Origin of the sequence: Novosphingobium sp. AP12 (assembly GCF_000281975.1) — a bacterium.
In the GTDB taxonomy this organism is placed as follows: Bacteria; Pseudomonadota; Alphaproteobacteria; order Sphingomonadales; family Sphingomonadaceae; genus Novosphingobium.
The window spans coordinates 15,074-37,840 of record NZ_AKKE01000172.1 but is presented as its reverse complement, the minus strand read 5'-3'; the positions used below and the strand labels follow the sequence as shown (position 1 = coordinate 37,840).

At 67.0% G+C, this 22,767-nt stretch carries 18 protein-coding genes; 10 read left to right on the top strand and 8 right to left on the bottom strand.

Annotated elements, in window-relative coordinates:
* From PMI02_RS24220 to PMI02_RS24205, 4 genes are all read left to right on the top strand, one after another.
* On the top strand, nt 1–1,860 hold the full coding sequence (locus PMI02_RS24220; RefSeq protein WP_007687999.1) for a hypothetical protein: 1,860 nt from the start codon (nt 1–3) through the stop codon (nt 1,858–1,860).
* Nucleotides 1,861–2,136: 276 nt separating this feature from the next.
* The gene (gene gltB / locus PMI02_RS24215) at nt 2,137–6,774 is read left to right on the top strand and encodes a glutamate synthase large subunit (protein ID WP_007687998.1); all 4,638 of its coding nucleotides are present in this window, start codon (nt 2,137–2,139) and stop codon (nt 6,772–6,774) included.
* Between the two features lie 18 nt (nt 6,775–6,792).
* On the top strand, nt 6,793–8,226 hold the full coding sequence (locus PMI02_RS24210; RefSeq protein WP_007687997.1) for a glutamate synthase subunit beta: 1,434 nt from the start codon (nt 6,793–6,795) through the stop codon (nt 8,224–8,226).
* A gap of 145 nt (nt 8,227–8,371) precedes the next feature.
* Nucleotides 8,372–8,680, top strand: coding sequence for a putative quinol monooxygenase (locus PMI02_RS24205; RefSeq protein WP_007687996.1), 309 nt, complete (start codon nt 8,372–8,374; stop codon nt 8,678–8,680).
* 99 nt (nt 8,681–8,779) lie between these two features.
* Here PMI02_RS24205 and ung read toward each other — a convergent pair whose 3' ends face one another.
* Nucleotides 8,780–9,469 (bottom strand): uracil-DNA glycosylase, encoded by a 690-nt coding sequence (ung, locus tag PMI02_RS24200; RefSeq protein ID WP_007687995.1) that lies wholly within the window; start codon nt 9,467–9,469, stop codon nt 8,780–8,782.
* Between the two features lie 83 nt (nt 9,470–9,552).
* Between ung and PMI02_RS24195 the strand changes: the two genes are divergently transcribed.
* The 3 genes from PMI02_RS24195 to PMI02_RS24185 are packed head-to-tail and all read left to right on the top strand — an operon-like array spanning nt 9,553 to nt 11,376.
* Entirely contained in the window at nt 9,553–10,176 is a 624-nt protein-coding gene (locus PMI02_RS24195; protein ID WP_007687993.1) for a ribonuclease D, read from the top strand.
* A 28-nt stretch (nt 10,177–10,204) separates the two neighbouring features.
* Nucleotides 10,205–10,852 (top strand): LPS export ABC transporter periplasmic protein LptC, encoded by a 648-nt coding sequence (gene lptC / locus PMI02_RS24190; protein WP_007687991.1) that lies wholly within the window; start codon nt 10,205–10,207, stop codon nt 10,850–10,852.
* Nucleotides 10,849–11,376, top strand: a complete 528-nt coding sequence (locus PMI02_RS24185) for an LptA/OstA family protein (RefSeq protein WP_007687989.1) — start codon at nt 10,849–10,851, stop codon at nt 11,374–11,376. The genes lptC and PMI02_RS24185 overlap by 4 nt, the downstream gene beginning before the upstream one ends.
* A 92-nt stretch (nt 11,377–11,468) precedes the next feature.
* Here the strand turns inward: PMI02_RS24185 and PMI02_RS24180 are convergent, their stop codons facing one another.
* The 5 genes from PMI02_RS24180 to PMI02_RS24160 form a co-directional block, all read right to left on the bottom strand.
* Nucleotides 11,469–12,869 (bottom strand): sugar transferase, encoded by a 1,401-nt coding sequence (locus tag PMI02_RS24180; protein ID WP_007687986.1) that lies wholly within the window; start codon nt 12,867–12,869, stop codon nt 11,469–11,471.
* A 142-nt stretch (nt 12,870–13,011) separates the two neighbouring features.
* Nucleotides 13,012–14,067, bottom strand: coding sequence for a DNA polymerase III subunit delta (holA, locus tag PMI02_RS24175; protein WP_007687985.1), 1,056 nt, complete (start codon nt 14,065–14,067; stop codon nt 13,012–13,014).
* A 6-nt stretch (nt 14,068–14,073) separates the two neighbouring features.
* Nucleotides 14,074–14,586 (bottom strand): LPS assembly lipoprotein LptE, encoded by a 513-nt coding sequence (gene lptE, locus PMI02_RS24170; RefSeq protein ID WP_007687983.1) that lies wholly within the window; start codon nt 14,584–14,586, stop codon nt 14,074–14,076.
* Entirely contained in the window at nt 14,583–17,102 is a 2,520-nt protein-coding gene (gene leuS, locus PMI02_RS24165; protein ID WP_007687981.1) for a leucine--tRNA ligase, read from the bottom strand. The genes lptE and leuS overlap by 4 nt, the downstream gene beginning before the upstream one ends.
* Nucleotides 17,103–17,176: 74 nt before the next feature.
* Nucleotides 17,177–17,644 (bottom strand): DUF3576 domain-containing protein, encoded by a 468-nt coding sequence (locus PMI02_RS24160; RefSeq protein WP_007687979.1) that lies wholly within the window; start codon nt 17,642–17,644, stop codon nt 17,177–17,179.
* 313 nt (nt 17,645–17,957) lie between these two features.
* Here PMI02_RS24160 and PMI02_RS24155 point away from each other — a divergent pair, with 313 nt between their 5' ends.
* From PMI02_RS24155 to PMI02_RS26680, 3 genes are all read left to right on the top strand, one after another.
* On the top strand, nt 17,958–18,707 hold the full coding sequence (locus PMI02_RS24155; protein WP_007687977.1) for a hypothetical protein: 750 nt from the start codon (nt 17,958–17,960) through the stop codon (nt 18,705–18,707).
* 167 nt (nt 18,708–18,874) lie between these two features.
* Nucleotides 18,875–19,597 carry an acetoacetyl-CoA reductase gene (gene phbB, locus PMI02_RS24150; RefSeq protein ID WP_007687975.1) on the top strand — a complete coding sequence of 241 codons (723 nt, stop codon included), beginning with the start codon at nt 18,875–18,877 and terminating at the stop codon, nt 19,595–19,597.
* Between the two features lie 195 nt (nt 19,598–19,792).
* The gene (locus PMI02_RS26680; protein WP_007687973.1) at nt 19,793–21,085 is read left to right on the top strand and encodes a sulfatase-like hydrolase/transferase; all 1,293 of its coding nucleotides are present in this window, start codon (nt 19,793–19,795) and stop codon (nt 21,083–21,085) included.
* Between the two features lie 561 nt (nt 21,086–21,646).
* Here the strand turns inward: PMI02_RS26680 and rpsI are convergent.
* Complete coding sequence (gene rpsI / locus PMI02_RS24140) at nt 21,647–22,171, bottom strand: 30S ribosomal protein S9 (protein WP_007687969.1); 525 nt, start codon at nt 22,169–22,171, stop codon at nt 21,647–21,649.
* Nucleotides 22,171–22,650, bottom strand: coding sequence for a 50S ribosomal protein L13 (rplM, locus tag PMI02_RS24135; protein WP_007687966.1), 480 nt, complete (start codon nt 22,648–22,650; stop codon nt 22,171–22,173). Before rplM ends, rpsI begins: the two co-directional genes overlap by 1 nt.
* Nucleotides 22,651–22,767: the final 117 nt, after the last annotated feature.

Here is a 22,767-nt window from a genome sequence, read left to right as displayed (position 1 = left end):
GTGGCCGAGCAAAAACGCAGGAACGCAGGCGCAGAGCCGATCAGCCGTCACCCGCTGTTCCCCGCGATCGTGGCGCTCTGGATCGGTGCCCTGTTCGGACTCGGCAGCATCGCCGTCAGCCCCGCGGTGATCGAGCATCTGGTGCTGGCGACCGGCATCGACCGGGTGATCCCGATGGCCGCACCGCCGCTGGGCACCACTACCCGCATCCTTCTCGCGCTGGCGGCGACGGGCCTCGGCGCGCTGGTCGGCTTCGTCGCCGCCCGCCGCATCGGCCAGCCCGCCGCCGCGATAGAGAGCCGTGCCGACACTGCCCAAGGCACAGAATCGGTCGATTTCGCTCCTGCCGACGAGGTCGAACCTTCCACGCCAGGCCGCATCGCCGGCCGCCGCCGCGCGCTCGCCCTCCATACCCAGGACGACCTTCCCGCCTACGACGACCGCGCGCCGATCCCCGGCCATGAGCCGGTGAGCCGCGATCCGCAGATCCTGAACGTCGCCGAGTTCGATCTCGACGGCTTCGACGAGGACGAGCCGGTCCAGCCCGCCTTCCGCCCGCACATCCCCGCTGTCGAGATCGACGAGGCCGAAGCCGAAGCCGCGCTTCCCGCCTGGCTCGACGCCGAATCGGCCTGGCACGAGCCCACGCCCGCCTGGGCCGAGCCCGAATCGGAGTGGGCCGAGCCCGAAGAAGCCGAACCGGACTTCGCAGCCCCTGTGGCCGAAGCCGTGCCATTCACCCCCCCGGGCGCCCAGATTTTCCAGAAGGTGTTCCAGGCGCAGCTCGACAAGGACGCCGCTTCCGCGCCAGCGCCCGGCTTCAAGCTGCTCCCGCGCCTCCACTCGGCTGAAGACCTCGAAGGGCAAGCTGTCGAAGCCGATGCCCCCGAGGCCGTCATCACCAAACCCGAAACTCTCCTGGACCTCGAAGTTCACGACGAGATCGCGGAGCCGCTCGAGGCCGAGGTCGAAGACGTCTCCGAAACCGAAGTGCCCGATGGACCCGCAGAGCTCGTCCTCGAATCGCACTCCGCCCGCCGCATCGCCGAGGCCGACCTCGACGACCTGTCGCCGGTCGAACTGCTCGAGCGCCTCGCCCTTGCCATGGCCGAGCGCCGCGAACAGGCCCGGCTCGCCGCCGAGGCTGCCGAGATCGCGGCCAAACCAGTCGCGGTCGAATTCACGCCGCTGCGCGAGGTTCCGCCGTCGCCCGCTCCTTACGCCCCGAAGTTCGAACGCCTTGCGCCCGCGCCGTTCGCCGCCCCGGCGCCTTTCGCGACGCCGGTGATCGACAGCGAACTCGGCACGCAGGACACCATTGCCGCGCCCTCCGGTGACGCTCGCGACGAGTCCTCGTTCATCCCCGCCGGCCTGCGCCCCGTCGCCTTCGACGATGACGCCGCCGATGAAGAGCTGGTGGCAGGCTACGTCCCGCCGCGTGCCCTCGGCCTGACCGCCGTGGATACCCTGGCAGAGTTCGCGCCCTTCCCCGCCAGTCCCTTCGCCGAGGAGGATGCCGACGCGCAAGAGGACACGGCGCTCGCACAGGGCTATTCCTCGCTGCTCAACCTCTCGCGCCACGCCGGGCCGCGTCAGAACCTCGCGCGCGCCATCCAGTTCGAGCATGCGGACGAGAGCGAAGAAGACGAACCCGCTTCTGATATCCTAGGTGAGCAGGCGCGCGATGCCGTGCCGTTCGGTCGCCCGACGCTGGCCCCCGCGCCCCAGTCCTCGACCCCCGTTTCGCCCAACCGCATGTTCGACGCACCGGGCGGCGGCGAGGCCCCCGACCAGGAGGCCACCGAACGCGCCCTCCGCGCCGCGCTCGCCACCCTCCAGCGCATGAGCGGAGCCGCCTGAGCGAGTCTTCCGCGACATAATCCGGGTCCCATCCTGTCCAGAACCCCCTCCGGAGAATATCCGGGCGGGGTTTCCTGATAATAAAATGCCGCGAATTCCGGCATTCACGCGCGCAATCCTGCGCAGGTGGCCTCATCGCAGTTGCAAAACCGTCCCCCAATCGTCATGGGGACCGTGGGGTCACTATGCCGCGTGGGGTCGATGCACGATTCGTGCGCGTCTGCGGGCATGCCAGGTGAACCCCGGCCAAAAAAATGACAGGATGGGTTTTTATCGATGGGATTTCCTAAGCCCCAGGGCCTCTATGACGCGCGCAATGAACACGATTCCTGCGGTGTGGGCTTCGTAGCCCATATCAAGGGCCAGAAAACGCATGCGATCATTACCCAGGCGCTGGAGATTCTGAAAAACATCGACCACCGCGGCGCGGTAGGCGCCGACCCCCTGCTGGGTGACGGCGCCGGCATCCTGACCCAGCTTCCCGACCAGCTGCTGCGCACCTGGGCCGCCGAGACGGGCGTCGAGCTGCCCAAGGCCGGCGACTACGCCGTCGCGATGTGCTTCCTGCCGCAGGACGAAGCCGCGCGCGACATGATCGTCTCGATCTTCGAGAAGTTCATCAACAAGGAAGGCCAGCACCTGATCGGCTGGCGCGACGTGCCCGTCACGCTCGACGGCCTCGGCAAGACCGTGCTCGAATCGATGCCGGTGATCCGCCAGTGCATCGTCGGCCGCGGCGAAAGCTGCGCCGACCAGGACGCGTTCGAGCGCAAGATCCTGGCGATCCGCAAGCAGACCCAGAACCCGCTGGCGGCGCTGGCCGAAAAGCATGACCTGCCCGGCCTGACCGAGCTGTACATGCCCAGCTTCTCCAGCCGGACGATCGTCTACAAGGGCCTGTTGCTGGCGACCCAGGTCGGCTCGTTCTACGACGACCTGCGCAACCCCGAGTTCGTCTCGGCGCTCGGCCTCGTGCACCAGCGCTTCTCGACCAACACCTTCCCGAGCTGGAAGCTGGCGCACCCGTTCCGCTTCATGGCGCACAACGGCGAGATCAACACGGTTCGCGGCAACGTGAACTGGATGAACGCCCGCCGCCGCACCATGGAATCCGAGCTGCTCGGCGCCGACCTCGACAAGATGTGGCCGCTGATCCCGCACGGCCAGTCGGACACCGCCTGCCTCGACAACGCCTTCGAGCTGCTGCTCGCGGGCGGGTACAGCCTTGCCCACGCCATGATGATCCTCATCCCCGAGGCATGGACGGGCAACCCGCTGATGACGGCCGAGCGCCGCGCGTTCTACGAGTACCACGCCGCGCTGATGGAGCCGTGGGACGGCCCCGCCGCCGTCGCCTTCACCGACGGCCGCCAGATCGGCGCCACCCTCGACCGCAACGGCCTTCGCCCCGCGCGCTTCCTCGTCACCGACGACGACCTGTGCGTCATGGCGTCGGAGAGCGGCGTCCTTCCGATCAAGGAAGACAACATCGTGCGCAAGTGGCGTCTCCAGCCCGGCCGCATGCTGCTGATCGACTTCGAGGAAGGCCGCATCATCGAGGACGAGGAGATCAAGACCAAGCTGGCCGAGGCCGAGCCCTATGAAAAGTGGCTCACCCAGGCGCAGTACAAGCTTGCCGACCTCGACGTGATCGAGCCCGACCTCGCCACCCTGCCGATGGCGATGGGCACGCTGCTCGATCGCCAGCAGGCGTTCGGCTACACGCAGGAAGACGTCTCGCGCTTCCTCGAGCCGATGGCGCTGAACGCCGACGATCCGCTCGGTTCGATGGGCACCGACACGCCGATCCCGGTGCTGTCGTCGAAGTCGCGCCTGCTCTACGACTACTTCAAGCAGAACTTCGCCCAGGTCACCAACCCGCCGATCGATCCGATCCGCGAGGAGCTGGTGATGAGCCTCGTCACCATGATCGGCCCGCGCCCCAACCTGCTCGGCCATGACGCCGGCACGCACAAGCGCCTGGAAGTCAGCCAGCCGATCCTGACCGACCTCGGCCTGGCCAAGATCCGCTCGGTGGAAGCCGCGCTCGACGGCGCGTTCCGCACCGGCACCATCGACATGACCTGGGACGCCAAGAGCGGCGCCGAGGGCCTGGAGATGGCGATCAAGGAGATGTGCTGGGCCGCGACCGAAGCGGTGCTGGCGGACAAGAACATCCTCGTCCTGTCCGACCGCGCGCAGGGTCCGGGCCGCATCCCGATGCCGGCGCTGCTGGCCACTGCTGCCGTCCACCACCACCTCGTCCGCCAAGGCCTGCGCATGCAGACCGGCCTCGTCGTGGAAACCGGCGAAGCGCGCGAGGTGCACCACTTCTGCGCGCTCGCGGGCTACGGCGCGGAGGCGATCAACCCCTACCTCGCGCTCGAGACGATCGAGGCGCTGCGCGTGCGCAAGAACCTGCCGGTGACCGCCGAGCAGGCCGCGAAGAACTACGTCTACGCCATCGGCAAGGGCATCCGTAAGGTCATGTCCAAGATGGGCATCTCGACCTACCAGTCGTACTGCGGCGCGCAGATCTTCGACGCGGTCGGCCTGTCCACCGCCTTCGTCGAGAAGTACTTCACCGGCACCGCCACCACCATCGAGGGTGCGGGCCTTGCCGAGATCGCGGAAGAGACCGTGCGCCGCCACCAGGCCGCCTACGGCGACGATCCGATCTACAAGTCGATGCTTGACGTCGGCGGCATCTACGGCGCGCGCGTGCGCGGCGAGGAGCACGCCTGGACCAGCGAGAACATCGGTCTGCTCCAGCATGCCGTGCGCGGCAACGTGCCCGAGAAGTACAAGCTCTTCGCCCAGACCATCAACGACCAGTCGGAGCGCATGCTCACGATCCGGGGCCTGATGGACTTCGTGCCGGGCGAATCGATCCCGATCGACGAGGTCGAGCCGGCCACCGACATCGTCAAGCGCTTCGCCACCGGCGCGATGAGCTACGGCTCGATCTCGTGGGAAGCGCATACCACGCTGGCCGTGGCGATGAACCGCATCGGCGGCAAGTCGAACACGGGTGAAGGCGGCGAGGACCCGCGCCGCTTCAAGCCGATGGACAACGGCGACACCATGCGCTCGTCGATCAAGCAGGTCGCTTCAGGCCGCTTCGGCGTCACCACCGAGTACCTCGTCAACGCCGACGACATCCAGATCAAGATGGCCCAAGGCGCCAAGCCTGGCGAGGGCGGCCAGTTGCCCGGCGACAAGGTCGACCGCACCATCGGCGCGACCCGTCACTCGACGCCGGGCGTGGGCCTCATCAGCCCGCCGCCGCACCATGACATCTACTCGATCGAGGACATCGCCCAGCTCATCCACGATCTCAAGAACGTGAACCCCAAGGCGCGCGTTTCGGTCAAGCTGGTCTCCGAAGTCGGCGTCGGCACGGTCGCGGCGGGCGTCTCCAAGGCGCGCGCGGACCACATCACCATCGCCGGCTACGAGGGCGGCACCGGCGCGTCGCCGCTGACCTCGCTGACCCACGCGGGCTCCCCGTGGGAGATCGGCCTCGCCGAGACGCAGCAGACGCTGCTGCTCAACAACCTGCGCAGCCGCGTGGTGGTGCAGGCCGACGGCGGCCTGCGCACCGGGCGCGACGTCGCCATCGCCGCGCTGCTGGGCGCCGACGAGTTCGGCTTCGCGACCGCGCCGCTGATCGCGGCGGGCTGCATCATGATGCGCAAGTGCCACCTCAACACCTGCCCGGTCGGCGTCGCCACCCAGGACCCCGTCCTGCGCGCCCGCTTCACCGGCCAGCCCGAGCACGTGATCAACTACTTCTTCTTCGTCGCCGAGGAACTGCGCGCGATCATGGCCGAGCTGGGCTTCCGCACCATCCCCGAGATGGTCGGCCGCGTCGATCGCCTGAACACGAAGAAGGCGATCACCCACTGGAAGGCCAAGGGCGTCGATCTGTCGAAGCTGCTCTATCAGGCCCCGCTGGGCGACGGTCCGTCGCTCAACTGGTCGCAGACGCAGGACCATGGCCTCGAGAACGCGCTCGACAACGCGCTGATCGAAGCCTCGACCGACGCGCTCGACCACCGCGAGGCGGTCCGCATCGAAAAGCCGATCATCAACGTCAACCGCACGGTGGGCGCGATGCTCTCGGGTGAAGTGGCCAAGCGCTACGGCCATGCCGGCCTGCCCGACAACACGATCAACGTGAAGCTCACCGGCGTCGCCGGCCAGAGCTTCGGCGCCTGGCTTGCCCACGGCGTCACGCTCGACCTGACCGGCGATGCCAACGACTACGTCGGCAAGGGCCTGTCGGGCGGCCGCGTGATCGTGCGCCAGCCCGGTCACGTCGACCGCGATCCGCTCAAGAACATCATCGTCGGCAACACCGTGCTCTACGGCGCGATCTCGGGCGAGGCGTTCTTCAACGGCGTCGGCGGCGAGCGTTTCGCCGTGCGCAACTCGGGCGCCATCGCGGTGGTCGAAGGCTGCGGCGACCATGGCTGCGAGTACATGACCGGCGGCGTCGTGCTGGTGCTGGGCAAGACCGGCCGCAACTTCGCGGCGGGCATGTCCGGCGGCATCGCCTACGTCTACGACGCGGACGGCCAGTTCGACAAACTGGTCAACGGCGCGATGGTCGACCTGCTTCCGATCTCGGCGGATGCCGACGAAGATGAGGGCACCGGCCGTCCGCAGCAGCGCACGTCCTCGGTCACCGACCTGGGCATGGGCGACCCGCTACGCCACGACGCGGAGCGCCTGCGCATCCTCCTCGAACGCCACCACCTGCACACCGGCTCGAAACAGGCCCGCGCATTGCTCGACGACTGGTCGAACACGCTGGGCAAGTTCCTCAAGGTGATGCCGCGCGACTACGCCAAGGCTCTGCGCCAGCAGGAGGCCGAGCGCCTCGAAGCCGCCTCGGTCGCAGCAGAATAAGATTTAGGATCGCATAGCATGGGCAAGGAAACCGGCTTTCTCGAACTCGACCGCCAGGACCGCACGTATGGTCCGGTCGATGCGCGGCTGAAGAACTACAACGAATTCGTCATCCCGCTCGCCCCGCAGGCGCTCAAGGACCAGGCGTCGCGCTGCATGAACTGCGGCGTGCCGCACTGCCATACCGGCTGTCCGGTCAACAACATCATCCCGGACTGGAACCACCTGGTCTACGAGGACGACTTCCGCAACGCGCTGGACGTGCTCCACTCGACCAACAACTTCCCGGAATTCACCGGCCGCATCTGCCCCGCCCCGTGCGAGGCGGCCTGCACGCTCAACATCATCGACGAGCCGGTGACCATCAAGTCGATCGAATGCGCGATCGTCGACAAAGGGTGGGCCGAGGGCTGGATCACGCCGCAGGCGCCGGTGCGGCGCACCGGCAAGTCCATCGCGGTGGTGGGTTCCGGCCCGGCGGGCCTCGCCTGCGCGCAGCAGCTGGCGCGCGCCGGCCACTCGGTCACGGTGTTCGAGAAGAACGACCGTGTCGGCGGGCTGATGCGTTACGGCATCCCCGACTTCAAGATGGAGAAGCACCTCATCAACCGCCGCGCGGCGCAGATGGAAGCCGAGGGCGTGGTGTTCAAGACCTCCACCGAAGTGGGCGTGACCGTTTCGGTCGCTTCGCTGAAGGAGAACTTCGACGCGGTGGTCTTCGCGGGCGGTTCCGAGGAAGCGCGCCGGCTCGACATCCCCGGCTCCGAACTGCCCGGCGTGCGCCTGGCGATGGAATTCCTGACCCAGCAGAACAAGCGCAATGCCGGCGACGACGAACTGCGCGCCGCCCCGCGCGGCACCGTCTCGGCCACCGGCAAGCACGTCATCGTCATCGGCGGCGGTGACACCGGCTCGGACTGCGTGGGCACTTCCAACCGGCAGGGCGCGGCATCGGTCACCCAGCTGGAGATCATGCCCAAGCCCCCCGTTATGGAGGACAAGGCGATGTCGTGGCCGTTCTGGCCGCTCAAGCTGCGCACCTCGTCCAGCCACGAGGAAGGCGCCGACCGCGACTGGTCGATCCTGACCAAGCGCGTCGTCGGCGACAACGACGTGCGCGGCCTCGAATGCGTGCGCGTCGAGTGGGTCGGCGGCAAGATGCAGGAGATCGAAGGCAGCGAGTTCACGCTGCAGGCGGACCTGATCTTCCTAGCCATGGGCTTCACCGGCCCGCGCAAGCCCGGCATGATCAATCAGTCGGGCGTCGAGCTGGACCCGCGCGGCAACGTCAAGGCCGACGTGCTCAAGTACCAGACCACCGACGAGCAGATCTTCGCCTGCGGCGACATGCGCCGGGGCCAGTCTCTGGTCGTCTGGGCGATCCGTGAAGGCCGCCAGTGCGCCCGCTCGGTCGACCAGGTACTGATGGGCTCGAGCCAGCTCCCGCGCTGATCGGATTCGCTATCGAATGAGAGGGGGCGTGCCGCGAGGCGCGCCCCTTTTTCGTTTCCCGCTCCCGCCAAGGCGATCACTTCCCGCCCTCGCTTGACCAAGCCCGCCCGGGCCGGTTCATTGCCCCCTGAGAGGGAGAACACCGATGCTGCTGGAAATCGCCGAGATCGAAGTGCGCCCGGGCGCCGAGGACGAGTTCGCCAGGGCCATGCGCGAAACCGGCGTGCCCCACCTCGCCGCCTGCGAGGGCGTGGTAAGTGCCCGCTTCGGGCGCGGGGTGGAGAACCCCTCGAAGTTCACTTTCAACGTCGTGTGGACCTCGATGGAAGCCCACCAGGCCGTCCGCGACCTCGAGGATTTCGGCAAGTTCCGCGCCGCCTTCGGCGACCTCACCATCGGCGGCGCCATGAGCCACTACGAGATGGACGAGGCGCTGGCTGGTCCGTCAGCCTGAGGCCGAGTTCACGCCTCACCTCGGTCCACGCTCCTCGTGGGTCATCACCCTCGAAGGTCGGGGGCAAAGCGACTGGCCGTGGCCGACTGGCCGCATCGCCTACCAGTCGATCGTCCCCCGTCCGTGCGCGGCCAGGAAGGCATTGGCCTTGCTGAAGGGGCGGCTGCCGAAGAATCCGGCGTAGGCCGACAGCGGGCTCGGATGCGGGGCGGTCAGCACGAGGTGGTGGCTCTGCGCCAGCCCGGGCACGCGCATCGCCTTCTTCTTGGCGTGGTTGCCCCAGAGCAAGAACACGCAGGGCTCCTCCTTCGCGGCCACGGCGGCGACGGCAGCGTCGGTGACGGCTTCCCAGCCCCGGTTCTGGTGCGAGCCGGCCTGGCCCTCCTCCACCGTCAGCGCGTTGTTGAGCAGCAGCACGCCCTGCCGCGCCCAGTGTTCGAGGTTGCCGTGGCCGGGCGCGGTGACGCCGCAGTCGGTCGCCAGTTCCTTGTACATATTGACCAGCGAGGGCGGCACCCGCACACCCTCCTGCACCGAGAAGGCGAGGCCATGCGCCTGCCCGGTGCCATGGTAGGGGTCCTGCCCCAGGATCACCACGCGCACTTCGTCGAGAGGGGTCAGTTCGAAGGCCCGAAGCCGAGTCCCGCGCGGCGGGAAGATACGCTTGCCCGCCGCTTCCTCGGCCTTGAGCCAGCCGCCCAGCTTGCGCGCCTCGGGCGCGGCGAGCACGGGAGCGAGCGCCGCGGCCCAGCTTTCGGGGATATCCTGAACATCGTGTGTTGCGGTCATGTCCCCGCCTCTTCCGAAAAACTGGCGCACCGGTTCAGCCGGCATTGCGCAACACCGGCCCAGTCCCTAAGCATTTCCGGACTATGGCTGTCCATCTCCACGAAGAAGATCTCCCCGAAGGCGTGCTCGCGCCGGGGCCCGTCGCTATCGACACCGAAACGATGGGGCTCATCACCCCTCGCGACCGGCTCTGCCTGGTGCAGATTTCGGACGGCAAGGGGGACGAGCACCTCGTGCGCTTCGGCCCGGGCAGCACGTTCGACGCACCGAACCTCAAGGCGGTGCTGGCCGATCCGGCGCGCCTCAAGCTCTATCACTTCGCGCGCTTCGACCTTGCCGCCGTGGAGCACTACCTCGGCGTCACCGCCGCGCCTGTGTTCTGCACCAAGATCGCCAGCAAGCTGGTGCGCACCTATACCGACCGCCATGGCCTCAAGGACCTCGTGCGCGAACTGCTCGGCAAGGAAGTGTCCAAGCAGCAGCAGTCGAGCGACTGGGGCGCGCCCGAGCTGACCGAGGCGCAGAAGGATTACGCCGCGTCCGACGTGCGCTACCTCCACGCCATGCATACCATCCTGGTCGAGCGCCTCGCCCGCGAGCACCGGACCGAACTGGCGCAGGCCTGCTTCGACTTCCTGCCCGCCCGCGCCCGCCTCGACCTCGCCGGGTGGCCCGACCACGACATCTTCAGCCACGAAGCAGCCTGATCGACCTCCGGGAGTTTCCTGAACCGCCATGTCCGTAGAAGCCGTAGAGATCCGCAACCGCCGCCGGCACTTCGCCGCGCCCGGCGGCTCGCACGACCGGCTCGTCGGCTTTCTTGCCAAGGCCTTGCCGGCGGGCATCGGCGTGGTCGCGGCGGTGATGATCCTGGTGCCGCTGTCCCCGCGCGGCGAGATCAGCTTCCTGCTCGACCGCAACAAGGTCGCCGTGACCAACGAGCGCCTGCGCGTCGCCGACGCCGCCTATCGCGGCAAGGACAACAAGCAGCGCGGCTTCGTGGTCACCGCCGGCACCGCCGTACAGCAGAGCGCGACGACGCCGGTGGTGCAGATGGACAAGCTCAAGGCGCTGATGAGCCTGAACGACGGTCCTGCCCAGATCGTCGCGCCCAACGGCGCCTACAACTACGACACTGAGCAGATCGCGGTGAACGGCCCGGTGAACTTCGCCGCGCCCGACGGCTACAAGATGACCACCAGCAAGGTCGCCATCGACGTGAAGTCTCAAGTCGCGGTTGGATCGGGCGGTGTCGACGGGACCGTGCCCACCGGCGTGTTCCGCGCCGATTCGATGAAGGCGGACCTTGAAAACCGCACCGTGACGCTCGAAGGCAATGCCCGGCTGCGCATGACGCCCGGCAAGCTGAGGATACCGCAATGATCGCCGCCCCCAAGACACTTTTCCGCGTTGCGCTGGCCGTCCCGGTGCTCGGGCTGGCCGCCCTCGCCGGATCGCCACAGATCGACGCGCAGGTGCTCTCGGGCCACAATTCGGACGCGCCTGTCGACTATGCCGCCGACCGCATAGAGTTGCAGGACAGGCAGGACCGCGTCGTCCTCTCGGGCAACGTCGACGTCAAACAGGCCGAACTGCGCCTGCGCGCGGCCCGCACGGTGGTGAACTTCACCAACACCGGATCGATGCAGATCCAGCGCATCACCGCGAGCGGCGGCGTGGTCGTCACCCGCCCTAACGAGACCGCGACCGGGGACGTGGGCATCTACGACTTCAACCAGCGGATCATCACGATGACCGGCAACGCCACGATCAAGCGTCTCAACGGCGACACGCTGCGCGGTGGCCGCCTTGTGGTCGATCTCAACAGCGGCGTGTCGTCGGCTTCGGGCGGCCCTGGCGGCCGCGTCTCGGGCACGTTCTCGGTTCCCAAACAGAAGGGCAACTGAGAGCCGGAAACTGCCGGGCAATACCTCCGGCGTCCCTATCTCACAAATATCCTACGTCCAGCGTATGGAGCCGGGCGGCCGGGCGTTAGCCCTCAGAACGCCCGGTCGTGGACCAGAACGCGCATGGTCAGCAGGATGATCTGGATGTCGCGCATGATCGTCCAGCCTTCCAGATACTCGAGGTCGGCCTGGAGGCGGTTGACGAGGTCGGATTCGTGGTCGGTGGCTCCGCGGAAGCCGCGCACCTGTGCCAGCCCCGACAGACCGGGCTTGAGCGAGTGGCGCTGCCAGTAGCGCAGGTCGACTTCCCAGAACAACTTGTCGCCCGCCAGCGAGCCGGTGGCGTGCGGACGCGGGCCGACGAGGCTCATATCGCCCAGCAGCACGTTGAACAGCTGCGGCAGCTCGTCGATGCTGGTCTTGCGGATGAAGCTGCCGACGCGCGTGATGCGCTTGTCGTCCTTCGAGGCGGAGACGTTGCCGTCGGTGTCGCAGAGCGTCTGCGTCATGGACCGGAACTTGTACATGTTGAAGAAGCGGTTGCCGCGGCCCATGCGTCGCTGGGTGAAGAACACCGAGCCGCCGTCCTGGATCTTGACCGCCAGTGCCACCGTGATCAGCAGCGGCGACAGCGCGAGGATGGCCCCGCCCGCGAAGGCGACGTCGAACAGGCGCTTGATCGCGCGGTCACGAAGGCCCAGCGGCCCCGCCGAGACCAGCAGCAGCCCGTGCTTGCCGACCACACGCGCGCCTTGCGCGCCGAGGCGGGCGACCTCGTCGTCCAGCACTTCGCCATCGACGTTGGCGCCCTTGAGCATCATCGCCCACTCGGCGCGGCGCCCCGAGGGGCAGCTCACCACCACACGGTCGATGTTGCGCAGGATGAGACCGATGCGGTCGAGCGCATTGGGGTCATTGAGATTGGGGCGCAGGCCCATCGCGGCGGCTGATATCCGGATCGCGCCGCGCAGGTTCACCTGCGGGCCGCCGTCGTCGATGATGAGCTCGTTGAGCACGTTCTCGCCGCAGCGCCAGCGCACGAAGCTGCGAAGCTGCAGGCGCGTCCAGGCGATGACGAACATCGCGCAGATCGCGCCGCCGTTGAAGGCCCAGCGCGAAACGTCGGCGTCCGGGCGGATCAGGAACTGGACGAAGACCACCACCACAACCGCGATGACGATCGCCACCATCGCGCGGCACACCCCGGTCCAGCCCTGCTGCAGCGCGCTGGTGGAGTACGAGCCGTTGTAGAGCGCGAGGGTCAGGTAGATCGGCAGGATCAGCTGGGCGTGGACGAGACTCTCGGGAAAACCCTGGGTGCCCGAAAGAAGGTAGCCGGTAAGGCTGAAGCCGATGAAGATTGCGCAGATGTCGGCGACGACGAGGGCAAGGTAGCATTGGAGGCGGCGGCGTTCGCGAGACGGCGCGACCAGCAAGTCGTCGAACTCCGTCCCCTCCTTCAGGAGCGGGCGTGCGGCGAAAGGCGCGTTCATCGGCCCGGCACTCCTGGTTGCGAACTCACGCCGACGATTCCCTCACACAGATGTTATCGGCGCACGCTGCATGGCGGGCATGCTGCGGCGCAATAGGTATACGCCCGTATGAACATGCGAGGCAACCGGAAAAGAGTATTCGTCAGGACGTGTGAATAGTCCGGTGTCTGGATTCGGGACGGGCCGACCGAGCTATTGTCAACAAGCCATTGGCCAACAATAATTCTGCGTCCTGACTGTTGATCATCAACGCCTGGTGCAAGCCGACGAGTCGCGCCACCAGACGCTCCAGCTTGTGGCCGCGCCACACCTGCAACTGGGCCGTAAGCGCCGGCTGGTCCTTCCAGAACACGCGCCTGGCGCCTGCTTCCGCCTTGAGGAAGCCGGCGACGTCCCGGACATCCCCCAGCCTTGCGGCGAGGCCGGCCAGCTGCGCCGCGCGGCGCTCGAAGGCGAGCAGCAGACCGACCGGGTTCATCCCCTGCTCGCGCATCCGCCGCAGTTCCGGCCCGATCGCCTCGCGCCGCCCGCCCAGCACCGCGTCGACGAGCGAGCCGAAGCCCTCGTCCTCCGTCGAGGCGCCCACGGCGTCCAGGTCCGCCATCGAAACGGCCCGCGGCGTCTCAGGCGAAGCATCAAGGTAAAGCGCGAGCTTGGTCACTTCCGATCGGGCGATCCGGGTGTCGAGCCCGGCGCCGCGCGCGATCCGCTCGGCGATCTCGCTGCCGATCTTGACGCCTGCGGTGTTGGCCATGGTACGCACGGCTGCTGTCACCGCGCCGAGGTCGGGCGGGTAGAACATCGCCACGAGCCCGTCCGGCCTGGCGGCGAGCAGCTTGGCGGTGCGCGACTTGTCGGTGGCGCCGGTGGCGACGATCACGACCGGGCAGCCCTCGATGTCGTTTTCGAGCAAAGTCTGTACCGCGTCGTGCGCCTCGTCGCCCGCCGCGCGGACCCAGATGTGGCGCGCCCCGCCGAACAGCGAGTTGGACCGGGCCTCGTCGCCCAGCTTCACGGGATCACGGCGCAGCTCCGCGCCGGCCATCTCGATGCGCTCGCCCGGGTCGGGCAGGAGCGAGACGATGTGGGCGGCGGCGTCGAAGGCGCTCGATTCGTCGGGGCCGCAGAAGAAGAACACGCGCGCCTCGCGGGCGGCGCGGGCGGCGAGCCCGGGAAATTCCTTCTGGCTGGCCTTCACGGCCTCTTACTGGCGCGTGTCGCCGCGCAGGCGGAGCGCGACATTGGTGACGATGCGGGTCGCCACGTCCTTGGCCATGTTCTCCAGCGCTGTCTGTTCGGCGGCGATCGTCGCATAGTCGGACGAGACGACGTCGATGCCCGCGTCGGCGCCGGCCGTGGCGTCGAGGACGATCTCGCCACTGCCGGCGTCGACCAGCTGGTAGCGGGCGCGCAGGGTACGACGTTCACGGCCGACCGTGTCGTTCGACAGCAGCGCGAAGCTTTCCAGCTTGTCGTCGAGGCGGACATCGAGACGGTAGCGCGGAGCCACGCCCTTCTGGCCCGACATACCGAGTTCGTCGACCAGCGCGTTGCGCACCAGCCAACCGGCCCGGCCGTCGATCGCGGAGACCTGCACGCCGGCCAGACCCTGCGCGACGGCGGCGTTGCCGCCGCCCGCATACATCGGCGAAAGGCCGCAACCGGCGAGTGCCACGGTGCCGACCATGGCGCCGAAAAGGGCCGCTAAAGCCTTCATGCGACGAGATTTACCAGACGGTCGGGCACCACGATCACCTTGCGCACTTGAGCTCCATCGAGGGCACGCTGCACCTTCTCGCTGGCGAGGGCAAGCGCCTCGAGGTCCTCCTTCGAGGTGCCCTTGGCGACGGTCAGGGTATCGCGCAGCTTGCCCTTGACCTGGACGGCGACCGTCACTTCGTCATCGACCAGCAGCGCGGGGTCGACGTCAGGCCAGGCGGCGTCAGCGACAAGACCCTCTCCGATGGTGGTCCAGGCCTCCTCGGCGAGGTGCGGCATCATCGGCGCGACCAGCAGCAGCAGCGTGCGGATCGCGGCCGAGCGGCTGGCGGAGGGCGCGGCCTTCTCGATCGCGCCGGTCAGTTCGTAGATGCGCGCGACGGTCTTGTTGAAGCCGAGCGATTCGATGTCGCGCGCTGCGGCATCGACGGTCTGGTGGGCCTTGCGGTCGAGCGCCTTGTCCTCGCCGGTGGCGGCGGCGTCGTACTGGCCGAACAGGCGCCACAGGCGCTGGACGAAGCGGCCGCAGCCCTCGATCCCGGCCTCGGACCACGGCAGGTCGCGCTCGGGCGGGCTGTCGGACAGCATGAACCAGCGGATCGCGTCGGCGCCGTAAGTCGCGACGATCTCGTCGGGATCGACCACGTTCTTCCTCGACTTCGACATCTTGATCACGCGGCCGACCTCGACCGGCGCGCCGTCCGCCTTGAGGCGGGCGGATTCTGAGCTGCGCTCGACTTCACCGGGTGTGAAGTAGACCGGCTGGCCGTTGGCGTCGTTGATGCGGAAGTAGGTTTCGTGCGTGACCATGCCTTGCGTGAACAGGCTGCCGAACGGCTCCTTGACGTCGATCTTGCCGATCCGGGCCAGCGCGCGGGTCCAGAAGCGGGCGTAGAGCAGGTGCAGGATCGCGTGCTCGATGCCGCCGATGTACTGCTCGACCGGCAGCCACTCGGCAATTTTTGCCGGGTCGAACGGACGGTCGCCGGGCTGGCTGGCGAAGCGCAGGAAATACCACGAGCTGTCGACGAAGGTGTCGAGCGTGTCGGTCTCGCGGCGGGCGGGGGCGCCGCACTGCGGGCAGTCGACGTGCTTCCAGGTCGGGTGGCGCACCAGCGGGTTGCCGGGGGTCTGGAAATCGACGTCCTCGGGCAGGACGACGGGCAGGTGCTTCTTGGGCACCGGCACGACGCCGCAGACCTCGCAGTGGATGAACGGGATCGGCGTGCCCCAGTAGCGCTGGCGCGAGACGCCCCAGTCGCGCAGGCGCCACACGGTCTTGCCCTCGCCCCAGCCTTCGCTTTCGGCCCGGGCGATGACCTGCGCCTTGGCGTCGGCAACGCTCATGCCGTCGAGGATGCCCGAGTTGACGAGCACGCCGTCACCAGCTTCGGATTCGCCGTCGAACGGCTTGTCGGCATCTGCCGCGCTGGCGGCGACGACGCGCAGGATCGGCAGCTGGTACTTGGTGGCGAATTCGAAGTCGCGCTGGTCGTGGCCGGGGACGGCCATGACGGCGCCGGTGCCGTAGTCCATCAGCACGAAGTTGGCGATGAACACCGGCAGGTCGGCGCCGGTGAACGGGTGCTTCGCGGTGATCCCGGTGTCGAAGCCGAGCTTCTCGGCGGTTTCCAGCTCGGCGGCGGTGGTGCCGCCCTGCTTGCACAGCGCGATGAAGTCCTGGACCTCAGGACGGCCCACGGCGGCGGCCTGCGCGATCGGGTGATCGGCGGCGACGGCGACGAAACTGGCGCCGAAGATGGTGTCGGGGCGGGTCGAGTAGACCTCGACGCTGCCGCCGGTCGACAGGTCGAACTTGAACTGCAGGCCCTGCGACTTGCCGATCCAGTTCTCCTGCATCGTGCGGACCTTTTCAGGCCACTTGTCGAGGGTGGAGAGGCCCTCGAGCAGCTCGTCCGCGAAGTCTGTGATCTTGAGGAACCACTGCGAGAGCTTGCGCTTCTCGACCAGCGCGCCGGAACGCCACCCGCGCCCGTCGATGACCTGCTCGTTGGCGAGCACGGTCTGGTCGACCGGGTCCCAGTTGACCGCCGATTCCTTGCGGTAGACGAGGTCGTGTGCGTAGAGGTCGAGGAACAGCGCCTGCTCGTGGCCGTAGTAGTCCGGCTCGCAGGTGGCGATCTCGCGGCTCCAGTCGAGCGCGAAGCCGAGGCGCTTGAGCTGGGCCTTCATGTTGGCGATGTTCTCGCGCGTCCAGCCGCCGGGGTGGACGCCCTTTTCCATCGCCGCGTTCTCGGCGGGCATGCCGAACGCATCCCAGCCCATCGGGTGGAGGACCTCGAAGCCCTTCATCCGCTTGTAGCGCGCCAGCACGTCGCCCATCGTGTAGTTGCGCACGTGGCCGATGTGGATGCGCCCCGAGGGATAGGGGAACATCTCAAGCACGTAGCTGCGGGGCTTGGAGGACGTGTCGTCGGCGCGGAAGCTCTGCGCTTCGTCCCACGCAGCCTGCCAGCGCGTGTCGGCCTGAGCCGGATCGAACCGCTCGGTCATCTTTGTCTAAACTCCTGCGGGCAAACGGGCCCGCCTAAATGATCCGGGCGGCGCTATCGGCCGCCCGGCAAATCTCAACCGCCGATCGAATCGCGGCGCAGGTCGCGGGCACGGGTGAGGATGATGTCCTCGAGCTTCTGCACGGTCGCGGCCTGGACCGGAGCCGGAGCCCAGCCGCCGCCCTGCGAAACTTCGCGCACCGCCGTCACCTTCAGCGCGTCGGCGCGCAGGTTCTGGTCGAGGATCATGATCGAGACCTTCACGCGCTCGGTCGGGGTCTTGGGGTTCACGTACCAGTCGGTGATGATGACGCCGCCGGCGCTGTCCGACTGGAGCAGCGGCATGAACGACACCGAATCGAGGCTGGCGCGCCACAGGTAGCTGTTCACGCCGATCGTGGTCACCTGCGAGGGTGCCAGCGTGGCCTTCTTGGACTCGCGACCGCCGCCGCAACCGGCCAGCGCAAGCGCCGCCACGGCGCAGAAACCTGCGGTTGCGACATTGCGCAGGGTAAGAAGGCCGGTATCGGTGCTGCCTGTCATTGTCATTCCCAGTTTCGTGCCGGGCCCTGCCTGTCCGCAAAACAAAGCGGACGCGGGCCGGACCCATCGTCAAAAGCCTCTATAACCGCCGCTGGCCGGGCGGCAAGTGCGCCCGAAGGGATTGCCGGCCCGTAACGGAGGCACTCGCCCGTCCTTGACGCGGCACGCTGAGCGGGGGCTGAACGTGTCGCCCTCTTTCCCAAGGCACTCAGGACGTGTTAATCTGGCACGGCCGATATGGAGCCGGGCCCCTGCAGCGATTCTTTCGCAAGGTATGCCCCGGCGAAATAGCGCGAAATGACAGGGCCTGAACATGAGTACCGAGCGGGGCACCGCGGCGAGAAGCGGCATGAAGGGCAGCCTGCTCCTGGCGGGCTGCGTAAGCCTGCTCGCCCTGCCGAGCGCGGTGCTGGCCTTTTCCACCAACTTCCAGTCGCATGCCGGTCCCGAGCATATCGAATCGCTCGATCCCGAGGCGACTCCGGAAAACCTCTCGCGCGCCATCGCCATGCGCTCGCTCGCCAAGGGACAGCTGTTTCCCTTTACCCCGGCGGGCACGCCTGACCGGCAGGACCGCGCGGTGACGGTCGCGGTGCGCGTCGATCCCGAGGCGGCGCAGGCGATCATCGTCCACGGCCGCGCCCCGATGGCGCAGGCACCGCAGGATGCGCGCCTGCGTATCGCGCCGACCGCTTTCAATCTGGGCGTATCGCGCGGCTACCAGAACTTCGCGCAGAACCTGGTGCCGCAGGCCCCGGCCAAACCGATGGCGGAGCTACCGGACCTCAAGAAGTTCAGCCTTGCGCCCGGCTCCGCCGCGAAGGACGAATCGCGCTTCTCCCCGCGCATTTCGATCGACGAGAAGCGCCCTGCCGGGCGCGCGCCGCATACGTTCGCCGGAGAAGCGGGCGAAGTCGACCTCGGCGGCGCCTACCGCGTGACCGAGAACCTCGATGTCACCGCAGGCGTGCGTTACTCGCAGGAGCGCGAGCGGCTCGTCCCGCTGACCGACGGCAAGCAGGACAGCCAGGCCGTCTACGTAGGCACCCAGTTCCACTTCTGATCGGTGCACCATGACGCGCCCGATTCCCAAACCGCAATCATGATTGCGGTTTCCGCAACCAAAACTCCTCATTACAAGCGCGTTTAGGTCAATAGTCGGCCTTGCCGCGGTCATATTGATTTCATAGCACTGTCGCTGGTGGATGCTCACATAGCGAAAGGCTTGATATGGCTCGCGTTGCAATTGTTACCGGGGGAACCCGGGGTATCGGTAAGGCTGTCTCGCTCGCCCTGCAGGAGCGCGGTCACACGGTCGTTGCGAATTACGCAGGCAACGAGGAAAAGGCCAAGGCCTTCACCGAGGAAACCGGCATCCCCGCCTACAAGTGGGACGTGGGCGATCACGAGGCGACGCAGGAATACTGCGACCGCATCGCCAGCGAGGTCGGCCCGATCGACATCGTCATCAACAACGCCGGCATTACCCGCGACGGCGTGCTGCAGCGCATGAGCTTCGACGACTGGAACGACGTCATGCGCATCAACCTGGGCGGCTGCTTCAACACCGCGAAGGCGACTTTCGCGGGCATGCGCGAGCGTGGCTGGGGGCGGATCGTCAACATCGGCTCGATCAACGGCCAGGCCGGCCAGTACGGCCAGGTGAACTACGCGGCGGCCAAGAGCGGCATCCACGGCTTCACGAAAGCGCTGGCACAGGAAGGCGCCAAGTACGGCGTCACCGTCAACGCCATCGCGCCGGGCTACATCGACACCGACATGGTCGCCGCGGTGCCTGCGCCGGTGCTCGAGAAGATCGTCGCCAAGATCCCCGTCGGCCGCCTCGGCAGCGCCTACGAGATCGCGCGTGGCTGCGCCTTCCTGTGCTCGGAAAACGCCGCGTTCGTCACGGGCTCGACGCTGAGCATCAACGGCGGCCAGCACATGTACTGAAGATGGCGGGCGAACAGCGCAGCCGTTCAGCGACGGCGAGCTGGTCGCCGACGCCGCCGGAGGTGACAGCCATCGGCACCGGCCGGGTTCGGCGGACTATCGAGTCCGTTGGACCCGGCTCCCGCTCCCTTCCCGCATCCGGCACGGCCGACCGCGCGCGGATGAGCGCTTTCGCAGCTGCCGGTCCGCACCGGCATGACCACGATCGGCATCCCGGGTTCTCCGCGCGGCATCCAGAAGGAAGACCCGACCCTTGCCGAAGTGCTGAAGGTCGCCGGCTACAAGACCGGCCAGTTCGGCAAGAACCACCTCGGCGACCGCAACGACTTCCTGCCCACCGTCCACGGATTCGACGAATGGTTCGGCAACCTCTACCACCTCAACGCCGAGGAAGAACCCGAGGAGCTGGACTATCCGGGCCAGAAGAACCCTGAATACCTCAAGAAGTACGGGCCTCGCGGCGTACTCCACGCCTGGGCGACCGACGAGTTCGACGAGACCGACGACGGCGTTTTCGGCAAGCGCGGCAAGCAGAAGATCGAGAACACGGGCCCTCTCACCCGCAAGCGGATGGAGACCTTCGACGGCGACGTGGTCGACAAGACGATCGACTGGCTGGAACGCAACAAGGAAGGCCCGTTCTTCTGCTGGTTCAACACCACCGCGATCCACATCCACTCGCACCCTCAGAAGAAGTACGTGCAGATGGCCGTCGACGAGGGCCGCGCCGAGGAAGACGTGGTGCGCGCCAAGATGATCGAGCATGACGAACAGGTCGGCGTGCTGCTCAAGTGGCTCGACGACAACGACCTCGCCGACGACACCATCGTCATCTACTCGACCGACAACGGCAACGAAATGATGCTTTGGCCCGACGGCGGCTATGCACCCTTCCGCGGCGAGAAGGGCACCACCTGGGAAGGCGGCGTGCGCGTGCCGATGCTGGCGCGCTGGCCGGGCAACATTCCGGCGGGAAGCTGGTGCAACGGCGTCCAGAACCACGAGGACGTCTACGTGACGCTCGCGGCGGCGGCCGGATTGCCAGACATAAAGGAAGCTGCTCGAAGGCACCAAGCTGGCGGGCGAGCTGACCTACAAGGTCCATCTCGACGGCTTCAACCAGCTCGACATGTGGAAGGGCGCCAGCAAGGTCTCGGCGCGCAGGGCCTACTTCTATTACGACGAGACCGAGCTGACCGCGATCCGGGTGAACAACTGGAAGATGCACATCGGCGTCAAGAAGGAGGGCAGCTGGTTCAACGACAAGACTTATCCTTCCGTGCCGTACCTGTTCCACCTGCGCATGTACCCGATGGAGAAGATGGACCCGGAAAGCCACGAATGGGGCTACATCGGCCGCAAGTTCTTCGCCAACAAGCTCTGGGCGCCGACCGCCGGCACCCCCTTCATCGCCGAGCACCTTGCCAGCCTGAAGGCCTATCCCCCGCGCCAGGCGGCGGATACGCTGAGCATGCACAAGGCGCTTGAAGCCGCGATGGCCAAGCTGGACAACCCGGCCGCCAGCAGCAACTGACCAAGCACGGACCGGCTTTATTCATTTCAGGGCGCCAACAATCACCGCTTCCGATGCATAAAATACGCTTAACTTGAAACCCTCGCCCAAAAAGCGTAGATTGCCGCAGCAAACGATGCTGGCCTTGGCCATCCGATCAAACCCCCGCCGCTGCAAACGGCGGGGGTTTATCGTTCGGGGGACACGCTGCAACGCATCCCCCGCCCGTTGCCTACTTCCGGCCCTTCACCTCCACCACCTTCAGTACGAGGGTGGCGAACGCGAACAGGACGCCCAGAAGGAGGCACACGTCAGCAAACGACACTGGCTTTTCCTTCATCGGATCGACGGCAGAATTACCGCCGACGACTCTCATATAGGAAAAATCCTAGATGTTCCATATTTGTTCTTTTGTGGAAATGCGCGCCAAGCGTGATGATGCCAAGGCTCGAGATGCGACACCGGCGAGGCTCCAAAACAAAAAAAGGGCCGCGGTTGCCCGCGACCCCTTTTTCGTAAGCCGAAGCTCTGGAAGCTTAGCGCTTCGAGAACTGGAAGCTCTTGCGTGCCTTGGCACGGCCGTACTTCTTACGCTCGACGACGCGCGGGTCGCGGGTAAGGAAGCCGGCGGCCTTGACGGAGGCGCGCAGCGCAGGCTCGTACTTCGACAGGGCCTGGGCGATACCGTGCTTCACGGCGCCGGCCTGGCCCGAGAGACCACCACCCTTGACGGTGCAGACAACGTCGTACTGGTCTTCGCGGCCAGCGACCTGGAAGGTCTGGTTGATGACCAGACGCAGGGTCGGACGGGCGAAGTAGACTTCCTGGTCACGGCCATTGACGGTGATCTTGCCCGAGCCGGGCTTGATCCACACGCGGGCAACGGCGTCCTTGCGGCGGCCGGTGGCGTAGGCGCGGCCCTGGGCGTCGATCTGCTGCTCGCGCAGCGGAGCGTTCGACACCTTGGGGACGAAGGTTTCGCCTGCATCGTCGGCCACGGTCACGTCGCCGGTGATGTCCTTGAGGTCGGACAGGCTCTGAACGGTTTCGTTTTCGGACATTATGCGCCCACCTTGTTCTTGCGGTTCATCGAAGCGACGTCGAGCGCTTCGGGCTGGGTGCCACCGTGCGGGTGCTCGGTACCTGCATAGAGGTGCAGGGCGCGCATCTGGTCGCGGCCGAGCGGACCACGGGGAACCATACGCTCGACAGCCTTCTCGAGCACGCGCTCGGGGAAGCGGCCCGCGAGGACCTTGTCCGCGGTGATTTCCTTGATGCCGCCGGCGTAGCCGGTGTGCTTGTAGTAGGTCTGCTGCTTCAGCTTGTTGCCGGTGAAGCGAACCTTCTCCGCGTTGATGACGACGACGTGGTCGCCGCAGTCAACGTGCGGGGTGTAGCTCGGCTTGTGCTTGCCGCGCAGCAGGTCGGCGATGATGACGGCGAGACGGCCAACCACCAGACCTTCGGCATCGATAAGATGCCACTTCTTCTCCACCTCGGCCGGCTTGATCGACCGGGTGACCTTCGTGAGAGCCTTCATGGCTGGTCTATCCCTATGTGTTTCGTTCGCGGCTGCCGGAAGCGAATCCCCGGCGAGCTGCGGAAGGCGGCCAATTCGTCGAAACAGGGGATAAAGTCAAGCAAACCGCGGGATTGC